Origin of the sequence: Streptomyces sp. NBC_00258, from assembly GCF_036182465.1 — a bacterium.
Lineage (GTDB): Bacteria > Actinomycetota > Actinomycetes > Streptomycetales > Streptomycetaceae > Streptomyces.
The window spans coordinates 10,318,638-10,333,517 of the sequence record NZ_CP108081.1 but is presented as its reverse complement, the minus strand read 5'-3'; the positions used below and the strand labels follow the sequence as shown (position 1 = coordinate 10,333,517).

General features: G+C 69.9%; 12 protein-coding genes and 1 pseudogene. 7 read left to right on the top strand and 6 right to left on the bottom strand.

The window, feature by feature from the left end; all coding sequences use genetic code 11:
* Positions 1-22: 22 nt before the first annotated feature.
* The 3 genes from kdpB to kdpF are packed head-to-tail and all read right to left on the bottom strand — an operon-like array spanning position 23 to position 3,928.
* Positions 23-2,155, bottom strand: coding sequence for a potassium-transporting ATPase subunit KdpB (gene kdpB, locus OG718_RS45840; RefSeq protein ID WP_328846936.1), 2,133 nt, complete (start codon positions 2,153-2,155; stop codon positions 23-25).
* A complete protein-coding gene (gene kdpA / locus OG718_RS45835; RefSeq protein ID WP_328846935.1) occupies positions 2,152-3,831 on the bottom strand; it encodes a potassium-transporting ATPase subunit KdpA in 1,680 nt (559 codons plus the stop codon). The genes kdpB and kdpA overlap by 4 nt, the downstream gene beginning before the upstream one ends.
* Positions 3,832-3,838: 7 nt before the next feature.
* Positions 3,839-3,928, bottom strand: coding sequence for a K(+)-transporting ATPase subunit F (gene kdpF, locus OG718_RS45830; RefSeq protein WP_037659531.1), 90 nt, complete (start codon positions 3,926-3,928; stop codon positions 3,839-3,841).
* 299 nt (positions 3,929-4,227) lie between these two features.
* Here kdpF and OG718_RS45825 point away from each other — a divergent pair.
* Positions 4,228-4,534, top strand: a pseudogene (locus OG718_RS45825) (amino acid transporter); the annotation flags it as partial.
* A gap of 37 nt (positions 4,535-4,571) precedes the next feature.
* On the opposite strand, the gene OG718_RS45820 reads toward OG718_RS45825, so the two are convergent.
* On the bottom strand, positions 4,572-5,429 hold the full coding sequence (locus OG718_RS45820) for a LysR family transcriptional regulator (protein WP_328846934.1): 858 nt from the start codon (positions 5,427-5,429) through the stop codon (positions 4,572-4,574).
* A gap of 68 nt (positions 5,430-5,497) precedes the next feature.
* Here OG718_RS45820 and OG718_RS45815 point away from each other — a divergent pair, with 68 nt between their 5' ends.
* Both OG718_RS45815 and OG718_RS45810 read left to right on the top strand, forming a co-directional pair.
* Positions 5,498-6,448, top strand: a complete 951-nt coding sequence (locus OG718_RS45815; protein WP_328846933.1) for an EamA family transporter — start codon at positions 5,498-5,500, stop codon at positions 6,446-6,448.
* 217 nt (positions 6,449-6,665) lie between these two features.
* The gene (locus OG718_RS45810) at positions 6,666-8,651 is read left to right on the top strand and encodes a serine/threonine-protein kinase (protein ID WP_328846932.1); all 1,986 of its coding nucleotides are present in this window, start codon (positions 6,666-6,668) and stop codon (positions 8,649-8,651) included.
* Positions 8,652-8,770: 119 nt separating this feature from the next.
* On the opposite strand, the gene OG718_RS45805 is transcribed toward OG718_RS45810, so the two are convergent.
* Positions 8,771-9,622 carry a helix-turn-helix transcriptional regulator gene (locus OG718_RS45805; protein WP_143633323.1) on the bottom strand — a complete coding sequence of 284 codons (852 nt, stop codon included), beginning with the start codon at positions 9,620-9,622 and terminating at the stop codon, positions 8,771-8,773.
* Positions 9,623-9,708: 86 nt separating this feature from the next.
* Here OG718_RS45805 and OG718_RS45800 point away from each other — a divergent pair, with 86 nt between their 5' ends.
* Complete coding sequence (locus tag OG718_RS45800; RefSeq protein ID WP_306941330.1) at positions 9,709-10,512, top strand: SDR family NAD(P)-dependent oxidoreductase; 804 nt, start codon at positions 9,709-9,711, stop codon at positions 10,510-10,512.
* Positions 10,513-10,683: 171 nt separating this feature from the next.
* Positions 10,684-12,846: a serine/threonine-protein kinase gene (locus tag OG718_RS45795; RefSeq protein ID WP_328846931.1), complete on the top strand. Its 2,163-nt coding sequence runs from the start codon at positions 10,684-10,686 to the stop codon at positions 12,844-12,846.
* 64 nt (positions 12,847-12,910) lie between these two features.
* Here OG718_RS45795 and OG718_RS45790 read toward each other — a convergent pair whose 3' ends face one another.
* The gene (locus tag OG718_RS45790) at positions 12,911-13,609 is read right to left on the bottom strand and encodes a TetR/AcrR family transcriptional regulator (protein ID WP_143633317.1); all 699 of its coding nucleotides are present in this window, start codon (positions 13,607-13,609) and stop codon (positions 12,911-12,913) included.
* Positions 13,610-13,753: 144 nt separating this feature from the next.
* Between OG718_RS45790 and OG718_RS45785 the strand changes: the two genes are divergently transcribed.
* Positions 13,754-14,431 (top strand): SDR family NAD(P)-dependent oxidoreductase, encoded by a 678-nt coding sequence (locus tag OG718_RS45785; protein ID WP_143633315.1) that lies wholly within the window; start codon positions 13,754-13,756, stop codon positions 14,429-14,431.
* Between the two features lie 47 nt (positions 14,432-14,478).
* On the top strand, positions 14,479-14,880 hold the full coding sequence (locus OG718_RS45780) for a hypothetical protein (RefSeq protein WP_143633313.1): 402 nt from the start codon (positions 14,479-14,481) through the stop codon (positions 14,878-14,880).

Here is a 14,880-nt window from a genome sequence, read left to right as displayed (position 1 = left end):
TGATCAGCACGCTTTCAAAAAGTTACAGCCCGGGGATGAGGGAGATGATCAGGTCGATGATCTTGATGCCGATGAACGGGGCGATCAGCCCGCCCAGGCCGTAGATCCCGAGATTGCGCCGCAGCAGCTTGTCCGCGCTCACCGGCCGGTACTGCACGCCCCTCAGGGCGAGCGGCACCAGTGCGATGATGATCAGCGCGTTGAAGATGACCGCGGACAGGATCGCGGAGTCGGGCGAGGACAGCTGCATGATGTTCAGCTTGTCCAGGCCCGGATAGACCGCCGCGAACAGCGCCGGGATGATCGCGAAGTACTTCGCGACGTCGTTGGCGATCGAGAACGTCGTCAACGCGCCCCGGGTGATGAGGAGTTGCTTGCCGATCTCGACGATCTCGATGAGCTTGGTCGGGTTGGAGTCGAGGTCGACCATGTTGCCGGCCTCCTTCGCCGCCGACGTGCCCGTGTTCATCGCCACGCCGACGTCCGCCTGGGCCAGCGCGGGGGCGTCGTTCGTGCCGTCGCCGGTCATGGCGACGAGCTTGCCGCCCGCCTGCTCCCGCTTGATGAGCGCCATCTTGTCCTCGGGAGTGGCCTCCGCGAGGAAGTCGTCGACGCCGGCCTCGTCCGCGATCGCCTTGGCGGTCAACGGGTTGTCACCCGTGATCATGACGGTCTTGATGCCCATGCGGCGCAGTTCGTCGAACCGTTCACGCATGCCGTCCTTGACGACGTCCTTGAGGTGGATGACGCCCAGCACCCGGGCCCCATCGGTGTCTTCGATCGCCACGAGCAGCGGTGTGCCGCCCGCCTCGGAGATCCGGTTGGCCAGGATGTCGGCGTCCTGGGACACCTCGCCGCCCCGCTCCCGGACCCAGGCCATGACCGAACCTGCCGCGCCCTTGCGGATCCTGCGCCCGTCGACGTCCACGCCCGACATACGCGTCTGGGCGGTGAAGGCGATCCACTCGGCGCCGGACAGCCCGCCCTGGTTCCTCTCACGGAGCCCGTACCTCTCCTTCGCCAGGACGACGACGGAGCGGCCCTCGGGCGTCTCGTCGGCCAGCGAGGAGAGCTGGGCTGCGTCGGCCAGGACGGCGTCGGTGGTGCCGCTCACCGGCACGAACTCGGCGGCCTGGCGGTTGCCGAGCGTGATGGTGCCGGTCTTGTCGAGGAGGAGGGTCGACACGTCGCCCGCCGCCTCAACTGCCCTGCCGGACATGGCCAGTACGTTCCGCTGCACCAGCCGGTCCATGCCCGCGATGCCGATCGCGGAGAGCAGCGCGCCGATCGTGGTCGGGATCAGACAGACGAGGAGGGCCACCAGCACGACCATGGTGAGGTGAGTGCCCGCGTAGTCCGCGAACGGCGGGAGCGTGGCGACGGCCAGCAGGAAGACGATCGTCAGCGAGGCGAGCAGGATGTTCAGCGCGATCTCGTTGGGCGTCTTCTGCCGGGCCGCGCCCTCGACCAGGGCGATCATGCGGTCGATGAAGGTCTCCCCCGGCTTCGTCGTGATCTTGATGACGATGCGGTCGGACAGCACCTTCGTACCGCCGGTGACGGCGGACCGGTCGCCGCCGGACTCGCGGATGACCGGGGCCGACTCACCGGTGATGGCCGACTCGTCCACGGATGCCACGCCCTCGACGACGTCACCGTCGCCGGGGATGATGTCGCCCGCCTCGCAGACGACCAGGTCGCCGACGCGCAGTTCGGTGCCGGGCACCTGCTCCTCGGAGCCGCCGTCCTTGGACAGCCGGCGCGCGACGGTGTCGGTCTTGGCCTTGCGCAGGGTGTCCGCCTGGGCCTTGCCGCGGCCCTCGGCGACCGCCTCCGCCAGGTTGGCGAAGATGACGGTGAGCCAGAGCCAGGCGCTGATGGCCCAGCCGAACCAGTCGCCCGGGTCCTTGAAGGAGAACACGGTCGTCAGGACCGAGCCCACCAACACCACGAACATCACGGGGGACTTGACCATCACGCGCGGGTCGAGCTTGCGACAGGCGTCCGGCAGCGACCTCAGCAGCTGCTTCGGGTCGAACAGGCCCGCGCCGACGCGTCCTTCGTCCTTGTGACCGGTCGGCACATCGCTGTGCGGCGCCCGGGTGGGAGTGGTCGTGGACACGGTGTCCTCTTGCTTCTCTGTGCGGGTGGTCATGACGCCAGCCCCTCGGCCAGCGGCCCCAGCGCGAGCGCCGGGAAGTAGGTCAGACCGGTGATGATGAGAATCGCGCCCACCAACAGCCCGGTGAACAGCGGCTTTTCGGTGCGCAACGTGCCCGCGGTCGCGGGCACCGGCCTCTGCTCGGCGAGCGATCCGGCCAGGGCGAGCACGAACACCATCGGCAGGAACCGGCCGAGCAGCATCGCCAGACCCAGCGTGCTGTTGAACCACTGTGTGTCCGCGTTCAGACCCGCGAAGGCCGAACCGTTGTTGTTCGAGGCCGAGGTGTAGGCGTACAGGATCTCGGAGAAACCGTGTGCGCCGCTGTTCGTCATCGAGTTGCCGGGTGTCGGCAGAGCCATCGCCGCGGCGGTGAAGACGAGCACCAGCGCCGGGGTGATGAGGATGTAGCAGGCGGCGAACTTGATCTGGCGGGTGCCGATCTTCTTGCCCAGGTACTCGGGCGTACGGCCCACCATCAGACCGGCGATGAACACCGCGATGACGGCCATGATCAGCATGCCGTAGAGGCCGGAGCCGGTACCACCGGGCGCGATCTCGCCGAGCTGCATGCCGAGCATGGTGATGCCGCCGCCGAGGCCGGTGAACGAGGAGTGGAAGGAGTCCACCGCGCCGGTCGAGGTCAGCGTCGTCGCCACCGCGAAGATCGACGAGGCGCCGACGCCGAAGCGGGTCTCCTTGCCCTCCATCGCACCGCCCGCGACATCGAACACCGGGCCGTGGTGGGCGAATTCGGTCCACATCATCAGGGCCGTGAAGCCGATCCAGATGGTGACCATCGTGGCGAGGATCGCGTAGCCCTGCTTGAGCGAGCCGACCATCCGGCCGAAGGTCCGGGTGAGCGCGAACGGGATCAGCAGGATCAGGAAGATCTCGAAGAGGTTGGAGAAGGCGTTGGGGTTCTCGAAGGGGTGGGCGGAGTTGGCGTTGAAGTAACCGCCGCCGTTGGTGCCCAGCTCCTTGATGGCCTCCTGCGACGCGACCGCGCCGCCGTTCCACTGCTGCGAGCCGCCCGTGCTGTGCCCATTAAAGAATTGACCGACCTCGTGGATGCCGGAGAAGTTCTGGATCGCACCGCACGCGACGAGCACGATCGCGGCGATCACCGCGATCGGCAGCAGGATGCGGATGGTGCCGCGGACCAGGTCGGACCAGAAGTTGCCGAGCTCACCGGTGCGCGAGCGGGCGAAGCCGCGGACGAGCGCGACGGCCACCGCGATACCGACCGAGGCGGACAGGAAGTTCTGCACCGCCAGGCCACCGGTCTGTACGACATGGCCCATGGCCTGTTCGCCGTAGTACGACTGCCAGTTGGTGTTGGAGACGAACGAGGCGGCCGTGTTGAACGCTTGGTCCGGGTCGATCGAGGAGAAGCCCAGCGAGCCGGGCAGGCTGCCCTGGAAGCGCTGCAGCAGGTACAGGAACAGAACACTCACCGCGGAGAAGGCGAGGACACCGCGCAGATACGCGGGCCAGCGCATCTCCGTGTCCGGGTTGGCGCCGATGCCCTTGTAGATCCACTTCTCGACGCGCAGGTGCTTGTCCGAGGAGTAGACCTTGGCCATGTAGTCGCCGAGGGGCACGTAGGCGAGTGCCAGTGCCCCTATGAGCGCCAGCAGCTGAAGGATGCCGGCAAGTACGGGACCCATATGTGTCTCAGAACCTCTCCGGGAAGATCAGGGCGAGGACGAGATAGCCCAGCAGGGCGACGGCCACGATCAGGCCGACGATGTTCTCGGCGGTCACAGCCTCGTCACCCCCTTGGCGACGAGAGCCACCAGCGCGAACACCGCGATCGTGGTGACGACGAAGGCCACGTCGGCCATCGCAAACTCCTAGATGAGGTTCGAATCGAACGGACGATTAGAGGAAAGCCCCTCTCCGACCGGATTCGAGCGCCGTTGACGGCTCCCATACGCAGGTTCGCCCGGCTTTGACGGAACTCATACGGCGGGCTGATCCAACTCCGGGATACGGGATCAGATGCGGAACCGCAGCCGACAGATCGCCGCGTCCGTGTCCTTCCGGACGGCGTGGGCGTCATCGCCCAGTCCCGCGAGAAGAACGAGCAGATCCACGCGGACAACGACGTCCCCGCCCAGGAGGACTTCGTCTTCGCCGAGGTCACGGTCCTGGACCCGTCGGAATTCGAGGCGGGCCTGACCGTACGCGGCGAGGTCCTGCACGGCCGCTACCGCGTCCTCACCCGGAGTCGTCCTCCGTCCCCAACGCCCTGGCCACCCTCGTGCTGCACGTCCCGACACCACCCCGCACATCTACTTCGAGTGAACCGAGGGCAACCCCTTCACCAACCTCCTCCGCTTCTTCCTCTTCGGGCAGGGCGAAGTCGCGGCGTGGGACTGTTCGGCGCAGAACTGCCCGAAGCCGGTCAGCCGTTGCGGTACAGAGCCGTGAGCAGTTCGATCGCCGCCTGGGTGGCGGGGTGCGGGTCGTCCCGCCACCAGGCGAGGCGTACGGCGATGGGCTCGGCGTCGCGGACCGGCCGGTAGACGATGCCGGGCCTGGGGTACTGGTGGGCGGTTGATTCCGCCGTCAGGCCGATACAGCGGCCGCTGGAGATCACCGTGAGCCAGTCGTCGACGTCGGACGTCTCCTCGGTCGCCGGGCGGGCGTCCGGCGGCCAGAGTTCGGCGGTCGTGGTGCCTGTGCGGCGGTCGATCAGGAGGGTGCGCCCGCCGAGGTCCGCGAGCCGGACCGAGCGGCGCCTCGCCAGGGGGTCGTCGGCGGCCAGGGCGCACAGGCGCCGTTCAAGGCCGACGATGGCGGAGTCGAACCGCCGGTCCTCCTCCAACGGCCGGCGCACGACCGCGAGATCGCAGGCTCCTTCCGCCAGACCGGCGGTGCCCGAGTTGACGCGGACCAGCCTCAGGTCCGTCTCCGGTTGTGCCTTGGCCCAGCGGCGCTGGAAGGCCGCCGTGTGGCGGCCGATCGCCGACCAGGCGTACCCGATCCGCAGACGCGTGTGACCCGACCGGGCCTCCTGGACCAGATCGGCCACCTCCCCGAGCACCCGCCGGGCCTGTGCCACCGTGCGCAGTCCGGCTGGGGTCGGCGCCACCTCACGCGAAGTTCGGCGCAACAGCCGTACGCCCAGGGCTCGTTCGAGCGAGGCCAGGGTCCGGGACACGGCTGCCTGAGAGACACCGAGCGCGATGGCCGCGTCGGTGAAAGTGCCCTCGTCGACGATCGCGACGAGACAGCGCAACTGTCGTAGCTCCACATCCATGACTGAAGCGTATAGATGGTTCGCCGGGTGCATTTTGCGCAAGAGACGCCAGGGCACACGCTCGAAGCATGCGAGCCGCACCCGCACCGGGCACCACCGCCGCCGTACACCCCGCAGTCGCGCCACTCCCCGCGGCACCCCCGCGCCGGGCGGCGCCGGATCTCCCGGACCCGCAGCCGACCGGTCGTTCACGGCAGCTCGCCGGTGTGGCCACGATGATCGGCAGCGGTCTGTCCACCCAGACCGGTGCCGCGATCGGGTCCCTCGCCTTCCCCGTACTCGGGCCGATCGGGGTCGTCGCGGTCCGCCAGTACGTCGCCGCGGTCGTCCTGCTGGCCGTCGGCCGGCCGCAGCTGCGGAACTTCACCTGGTCGCAGTGGCGACCGGTGCTGCTCCTTGCCCTGGTGTTCGGGACGATGAACCTGTCCCTGTACAGCGCCATCGACCGCATCGGCCTGGGACTCGCGGTGACCTTGGAGTTCCTGGGCCCGCTCGCCATCGCCCTCTCCGCCGCGCGCCGCCGCGTGGACGTCTGCGCCGCGGTCGTCGCCGCCGCGGGCGTGGTGACGCTGATGCGCCCCCAGCCCTCGACCGACTACGCCGGGATGGCCCTGGGCCTGCTCGCCGCCGCCTGCTGGGCGTCGTACATCCTCCTCAACCGCACCGTCGGCCAACGCGTCCCCGGTGCGCAGGGTTCGGCCGCCGCGTCAGGGCTCTCCGCCTTGATGTTCCTGCCGGTCGGCGTCGTCCTGGTGCTCCGGCACCCGCCGACCGCCGAGGCCGTCGGTTACTCCGTCGCCGCCGGGGTGCTCTCCTCGGCGGTGCCGTACCTCGCGGACATGTTCACCCTGCGCCGCGTACCCGCCCAGGCGTTCGGGCTGTTCATGAGCGTCAACCCCGTCCTCGCCGCCGTGGTCGGCTGGGTCGGCCTCGGCCAGAACCTGGGCTGGACGGAATGGGCGAGCATCGGAGCGATCGTCGCCGCCAACTCCCTCAGCATCGCAACTCGGCGCACCTGACCGGCACGCAATCCTCACGTGTCGTCCCCCGGCCACGACGGCCGAGGGAGTACGCGTGTTCGGGCGGAGACAGAGCCTGTGGACGTCGCACAACCGGCAACTCGAAGCCGGGTAGCCTCTGTTCACGTCAAGCGGAAGCTCGTGGACCACCGGCTCGTGATCGTGACCCTTCGCGGCGGTGAGTGGGGCGGAGTGCCGACCGAGGGGAGACAGTCAGATGACGAAGCCGTCGACAGGCGACTTCGATGCCACCTCCGGTGGGGTTGGCGACAGAATCGGCCGGTATCGACTGCTCAGAACCCTCGGCGCGGGTGGCATGGGGCGGGTCTGTCTGGCGCGTTCGGAGGGCGGGCGCACGGTCGCGGTCAAGCTCATCAAGCCGGAGCTGGCCGCCGAACCCGAGTTCCGCGAGCGCTTCCGGCTGGAGGTGGCTGCGGCGCGCAGGGTGAGCGACCGCTGGACGGCGCCGGTCCTCGACGCGGACACCGAGGCCGAGACGCCATGGGTCGCCACCGGCTACATCGCGGGACCCTCGCTCGAACACATCGTCTCGCCGCAGGGACACGGCCCGCTGCCCGCTCCTTCCGTACGCACCCTCGCCCATGGACTCGCCTGCGCCCTGCTCGACATTCACGGCGCGGGGCTGGTCCACCGGGACCTCAAGCCCTCCAACGTCCTGATCACCATCGACGGCCCCCGGGTCATCGACTTCGGTATCGCGCGGGCGCTGGACGCGATCCCCGGGTCGACCCCGACCAGCTCGGGCATGCTGGTCGGCTCGCCCCGCTTCATGTCGCCCGAGCAGCTCAGGGACGAGCCGGTGGGGCCGGCCGCCGACGTCTTCTGCATGGGCACGGTACTGGCGTATGCGGCGACCGGGCAGACACCGTTCGGCGGTGGCGGTTCGGGCGGGGTTCACGCCGTGATGTTCCGTATCGCGCAGGAGGAGCCGGACCTGACGGGGATCGAGGAGCCGGTACGGGGACTGATCGCCGACTGCCTCGCCAAGGACCCGGCGGCCAGGCCGACGCCGGAGGAGGTGGTCGCACGGATGCAGCCGGTGGCGACCGGCACCTCGTCGCCGCCGTGGCTGCCTGCCCAGATCATCGCCGAACTGGGGCGCAGTGCCGTCCAGTTGCTCGACACGGACACACCGCCGCACGCGAGCGCGATGGCGGCGCCAGTAGCGGCCGCCTACGTATCGTCGCCCGCACCGGCCGAGCCCGCACCCACGTCCGCGACTTCGTCCGCCGCCTCGCTCGTGACCTGGGAGGAACCGCCCGCGTCGGAGCGGTCGGAACGGTCGGAGTGGGGAACCCAGGTCGTCCCGAGGCCGGACCACGGGCGCACGGAACCTACTCCTTCGCCGCGCCCTCGCCGGGCGGGCAGGGGCCGACGAACCGCAATCGTGCTTGCGGCCGCCGCCGTGGTGGCAGGAGGCGTCTACGCCGCGTCGGCCGCCGATCTGCAGCTGCCTTACGGGGGCTCGGAATCCGGCTCCGCCTCCGGTGACGACGGCGGCGTGACCTCCGATGTGCCCAAGGAGTTCGTGGGCGTCTGGGCGGGCGAGGTCGAACGGGACGGGAAGCCCACCGATCAGTACCGCCGGTTCGTCGTCTCGTCGGGGCAGGTGGGCGAGGTCGTCGCCACCAGCATCAGCCTCGGCGAGAACTACGAGTGCAAGAGCGACGGCAAACTCGCCGCCAAGCCGTCCGGCGGCGGTACGTCGCTACGACTGGACACCAAGGTCGTCAGCAGCGTCCCCTCGGGCTCATGCTCGGCCCTCGGCGAGCATGTCCTCTCCCGGACCGACGGTGACTCCCTCCGTTGGGAAGCCGCGGGGCGCACCGCCGAACTGCACAGGATCAAGGGGCCGGAGGAGCTGCCCGAAGAGCTGCTCGGCACCTGGCAGCGCCCCCTGGCCAACGGCGGCACCCAGCGAATGACCATCGAGCGGACGGCTGTGGGCAGCCCTGCCGCCACAATGGTCTCGGACGGCGGCGGCGAGCACTGCGAGGCCGACATGAACCTGGTCTCCGTAGGAGACGCGGACAGTCCGGCACGCTTCGCACCACCGGCGATCGACCGGGCCGCGTCCTCCGGCGCCTGCCTCCGCGGCGGCTCCTCCACACTGCGCACCGAGGGCGACACACTGGTACGCGAACTGGCCGACGGGCGACGGCTCACGTACACGCGGGTCTGAGGAGGCCCCGACCGAAGGGCCCTGGGTTCGGTTTCCGAGTCCTGTTCCGAGTCCTGTTCCGAGTCGGCCGACCTTGATGGCCGGTGCTGCACACGCCCGGCCTCCGGCCCGGCGTGGTCTCAGCGGCCCACATCCATACGCTGCGTGCCGATGACCGACAGCAGTCGCAGCGCCTCCTCGGAGCGCGAGCCGGAGGCGGCGGTGTAGATCACGACCTGCTGGTCCCGGTCGGCGATGTCCAGGGCGTCGCAGTTGACGGTGACCGGGCCGACCAGCGGGTGCTGGAAGGTCTTGCACAGGGTGGGCTCGGCGCTCACGTCGTGAGAGGCCCACAGGCGGGTGAACTCCTCACTTCCGGCGAGGAGTTCGTCCACCAGACCGGTCACCTCGGGGTCTTCGGGATAGCGGGCGGCGGTGGCGCGCAGCCGCTGCGTCGCGTTGCGGGCGAACGCGTCCGCGTCCGACACTCCGTACAGCCGCCGCCCCTGCGGGTGCGGCCCGAGGAAGACACGGCGTACGAGGTTGCGGTCGCGCCTCGGCAGGGCGGAGAAGTCCTCCATGAGGGCGGCCGCCAGATCGTTCCAGGCGATCACCTCGCACGACGCGGACGTCACGATCGCGGCGGCCTGGGGCAGCCTGCTCAGCAGGTCGAGGATGCTCTGCCGCACCTCGCGCGAGGGCCCGGGCGGCGGGCCGGGCGGTGCGCCGGCGAGGTGGTGGAGGTGGTCGCGCTCGGCGTCCGACAGGCGCAGGGCCCGGGCCAGCCCGGCCAGCACCTCGCGCGACGGACGCGGGCCTCGGGCCTGTTCCAGGCGCGTGTAGTACTCGGCCGAGATGAACGCCAGCTGCGCCACCTCCTCGCGGCGCAGCCCCGGCGTACGGCGGCGCGGCCCGGCGGGCAGCCCCACGTCGGCGGGGGTGATCCGCTCGCGCCTGCTGCGCAGGAAGGCCGCCAGTTCTCGTCTGTCCACACCCCCAGTGTGCGCGGGCGGTGTGAGCCCATCCAGGTACCGCCGGTGCCTGGATGGGCTCCGCGGACCGGCGCAGGCTCGCTGCCATGGACAACACACGAACCACCGACACATCCGCCGCCCCTGCCTCCCTTGGCCTGCTGGACGGCAAGGTCGCCTTCATCACCGGAGCCGGACGCGGTATCGGCGCGGCCGCGGCACGGCTGTTCGCCCGAGAAGGTGCACGGGTGCTGCTCGCGGCCCGGACGGAGGCCCAGCTGAAGGCGGTGACCGAGGAGATCCGGGCGGCGGGCGGCATCGCGGACCACGTGGTGTGCGACCTGGCCGACGCGGCCGGTGTACGAGCCGCCGTGGACCGCGCCGTGGATCTGTACGGCCGGCTCGACGTCGCCTTCAACAACGGCGCGACGTTCGTGCCACCCGGCCCGATGGACCAGGTGACCGAGGCCGACTTCGACCACGTCTACGCCGTGAACCTCAGGGGCCCGTGGCTGGCCATGGTCGCCGAGATCGCCGCCATCCGGGCCACGGCGGGGACTGGGGCCATCGTCAACAACTCGTCCGTCGGCAGCCTGATGGGCAACCCGGAGCTGCCCGCGTACGGTGCGATGAAGCGAGCGGTCAACAGCCTCACCGAGTCGGCTGCCATCACCTACGGCCCGGAAGGCATCCGCGTCAACGCCATCGCCCCCGGCAACACGCTGACCGAGATGATCCGTACCTGGGAAGCGGAATCCCCAGGCCTCCAGGAGCGACTCCAGGCGCACACACCGCTGCGCCGCGCGGCCGACCCCGACGAGATCGCCCAGGCCGCCGCCTGGCTGCTCAGCGACCGCTCCTCGTTCGTGACCGGTACGGTCCTGCGGGTCGACGGCGGCGCGCGAGCCTGAGCCGGGGACGCCGCACCCTCATCAGCACCGACGTCTGCCGGGGCGAAGCGCCCACCGAGTTCGCCCGGCCGTTCACCGGAAGTGCCCGGACAACGGGCACTAGAGTGAAGGGTCCCTGTCAGAAGGATCCGGGCCGGGACCGTCCAGGCGCGAATTGGTGAAGGAGATTCGGTGACCCTGCGCGAGAGCGATCCGCGGTCTGTCGGCGGCTATCGGATCGAATCGCGGATCGGGACCGGCGGCATGGGCGTCGTCTATCTCGGCAGATCAGCCTCGGGGCGGGCCGTCGCCGTCAAGGTCGTGCACACCAGGTATGCCGACAACGCCGAGTTCCGCGCCAGGTTCCGGCAGGAGATCGTGGCCGCGCGCCGGGTCAGCGGTGCGTTCACCGCGCCGGTCGTGGACGCCGACCCGGACGCGGAACGACCGTGGATGGCAACCGCGTTCGTCCCGGGCCGCACACTCACCGAACGGGTCGCCGAGGCGGGGCCGCTGGATCGGCAGGCACTGCGCCGCCTCGGCACCGAACTCGCCGAGGCGCTGCGTGAGATCCACCGCGCGGAGGTCGTGCACCGGGACCTCAAGCCGAGCAATGTGCTCCTGCTGGAGGGCGAGGGCGACGACGGGGCGGCACGCGTCATCGACTTCGGCATCTCGCGCGCGGCCAGCAGCGATGTCCGCACCCAGACGGGCATGGTGATGGGCTCGCCGCCGTTCATGGCACCGGAGCAGTTCAGCCGCCCCCGCGAGGTCGGCCCCGCCGTCGATGTCTTCTCGCTGGGTGCGGTACTCGTGTACGCGGCCACCGGGCGCAGCCCCTTCGAGGCGGAGAACGCCTATCTCGCCGCGTACAACACCGTGCACAGCGAGCCCGAGCTGGGCGGGCTGCCGGAGCAGCTGCGCCCGTTGGTCTCGGCCTGTCTGGCGAAGGAGCCGGCGGACCGTCCGACGTCGAGCGAGGTGCTGAACGCACTGACCGGGCTGCCGGAGGAGCCGGCCGACGTAGAGTCCGGTTCCGACGAAGAGGCGTCCCGGGCCCCGGTGACCGTGCCGCCGAAAACAGGGACGCTGCCGCTCTCGGACCCGAGGCCGGCCGAACGGAAGCGCCGAAGAAGCAGGTTGTGGACCGCCCTCGTCGGCGCGGTCCTCCTCTGTATGGCGGGGGCGGCTTCGGTCACCGTGCTGGACGAGGACCCGGCAGGCACGGTCGGCCGTGCCGACCCGCGGGAGACGCCCCGTGGGTCGGTCCCGGCCGGCTGGAAGCCGTGGCACAACGAACTGGAGCCGGACGGGAACAAGGACGAGCCGATGCCCTTCGGCCCGGCGTGTGTTCCGGACAAGCTCGGCGTCTTCTGCTCCTCTCCGCAGGTCGCCCTGATGCGACTGAGTTCCGCGACGGGCCGTGTGGAATGGACGAAGCCCATGAGCCAGAAGGAGGTCGACGGTTACTCGCTGCGCGAGCCCGTCGTCCGTGAGGGTGTGGCGTTCGTCAACAGCTCGGACCGCTCCGAAGGAGTGGACGCCTTCGACGGCAGGACCGGCGCACGGCTGTGGCATGTGGACGGTCCGGTGGGCGACTTCGCGTACGTGAGCGGGGTGCTGCTCGTACGGCTGGACGAGCTCGGGTCTTCCGACACCGCGCGCTTTGCGGCGTACGAGCCGCGCACAGGTGAGGAACTGTGGCAGCGCAAGCTGGCTTCCGCGTCGGCGAGCCCCTTCCACGAGGGGTCCGAGGGGACCCTCTACGCCGATCTGCGCGGCGGCTCCGGCGGCATTGCCCGCCTCGACGCACGCACCGGCAGGACCCTGGGCAACGTCGAGGCGCCCAAGGGCGATCTATGGCTGGCCACGGTCCACGACGACACGGCGTACTACGCGCGCTGGGACGACAACTCCGGGGTCTCCGCCGCCTTCTTCATCCAGGAGCTCGACAGCGGGAAGACCCGCCGGATCGACTTCCCCTGGAGCGTCGAGCCGGAAGCGCCGCCCCTGGTGCGCGGCGACACCATGTACATCTTCGACTACGGCAACGAGACCCTGCTCGCCCTCGATCTGAAACGCGGGAAGCCGCTGTGGACCAGCTCGCGTGACCTGCGCGTCTTCAGCGAACCTGCCCTCCACGACGGCCGGTTGTACGTCACGATGCCGGACACCAGCATCCTGGCTCTCGATCCACGCACCGGCAAGGAGATCGGGCGTACCGCTTCGTCCTTCGACACGGAGGGCCGCTCCTTCGAGGAACTGACGCCGAATTCGATGCCGCCGCTTCTGGTGGGCGATGTGCTGTACGGGGTCAGCGAGCCGGGGGTCTTCTCGGTGGCCGACGTTTCCTGAGCGCCGAGGTCGTCGGGTGGAGGGTTCGCCGTGCTTCACACAGCACGGCGAGATCGGCCTGGGGTCAGCCGGTCGTGTCCGGTTCCGGCGTGGTCGGGACGGCCGGACTGGCACGGAGCATGGCCTTGTGGAGGTCGTCGTGCGGGGGCGAGGGGGGCAGGGCACCGCGGGCCGGTGCCTCCAGGGACTGGATGAACAGGGCCACGACGCGCCGCCAGGCGTCGGGGGCGGCGCCGCCGGTGGCGTTGACGACACCGGCGTTGGCCATGTGGAGCAGCACTATGTCCGATGAGTCGAAGTCCTCGCGCAGCCGGCCTGCGGCCTTGGCCCGGCCGATGAGCCGCAACATGCCCTCGAATGCCTCGTTGCGGCGCACCTCCATGGCCTTGGCTGTGGGGAAGGACGTGGTCAGCACGTCGGCGAAGCCGTAGTCGGCGGCCTGCATCGCGCAGGCGGTCTCGATGTAGCCCACGAAACCGTGCCAGGGGTCGGGGTCGTCGAGGGCGGTGGCGACCGCGTCGGCATAGGCGTCCATGCGGTCGGCGAAGACGGCGGCGACCAGCTCCTCCTTGGTGGGGAAGCGGCGGAACATGGTGGCGATGCCGACACCCGCCTCGCGGGCCACGGACGCCATGGAGGCGTTCAGGCCGTCGCGGGCAAACACCCTGCGTGCGGCAGCGATGATCCGTCCCCGGTTGCGCTCGGCGTCGCTGCGCAGCGGCTGGGCGGCGGTGTCGTCGGAGGGCTGGGAGCCAGGGGTCATGCCGGCCAGTCTAGCAACCGGATTGACCTATCCATTTTTGGTGCTAGCCTGACTTCAGCGAGACGGAAAGGCCTATCCGGTTCAGGAATCGGATAGGTCACTCCGATTCTGCTCTCCCCTACCAGGACTTGCGAAAGGATCGCTGTGACCAGCATCGCCATCATCGGAGCCGGCCCTCAAATGGGTCTGGCCATCGCCCGCACCTTCGGCTCCCAGGGCTTCGACGTCGCCCTGATCTCCCGCAACCGCGAGAAGCTCGACGGTCTCGTCGGCAGGCTCACCGCCGAGGGCATCACCGCCGCCGCGTTCCCCGCGGACGTACTCGACCATGACGCACTCACCCAGGCACTCAAGGACGCCGCCACCCGGTTCGGCGGCATCGACGTCCTGGAGTACTCCCCGCTCGCCGTGGAATCCACCGTGCTGGCCACTCCGGCCGAGAGCGACCCCTCCCACATACAGCGCGAGATCGAGTTCCAGCTGTACGGGGCCATGGCCGCCACCAAGGCCGTACTGCCCGCGATGCGCGAGGCCGGCACGGGCACCCTGCTCTACACCACCGGTGCCGGCTCTCTCGACCCGCTGCCGATGGTCGGCAACGTCAACGCCGCCGCCGCGGCGCTGCGCAACTGGGTGGTCAACCTGCACAAGGAGCTGGACGGCACCGGCATCCAGGCCGCCCACGTCGCCATCGACGTGGCGCTCGGAGGCGCCTCGATCGACCCCACGCTCAAGGCGGCCACACCTGAGGCGATTTCCTCCGTCTACTGGGAGCTGCACACCACCAAGCGTGACCAAGGGGAGATCGTCTACAGGGGCTGAGGCCACGTCGGCTCCCCCGCCGACCCTTGATCGTGCCGCGGTGCGGCATGTCGCACCGCGGCACGATCAAGGAGAAGGCACGCGCTCCGGCAAGCCTCGACCGCTTCGTCGACCAGAGCGACTTCGGCGGCAAACCCGCCCCGATGGCCCACCGGACCGTCGAACCCCTCGCCACCGAGGCCACCCCCGCACCACTCGACCCCCACGCGGCACGTCTCGTCGCTGCGTTCAGGGACGCTCCGGTCCGCATGCGCGACGGAGAGGACCTGACCGTCGAGGACCCCAACATGGCCAACGAACTGCTGCAGTTGGTGCAGGCGACCACCGACGCCTCCCTGGCTGCGACAGTCATGCCGTGGTTCAGCGAGGTCTTCCAGGGCCGCCGGGCCCCCTCCACCCCTGCACCCAGCCGCCACGTTCCGAAGAGTCCGGAACCCCGCTGGTGGTGA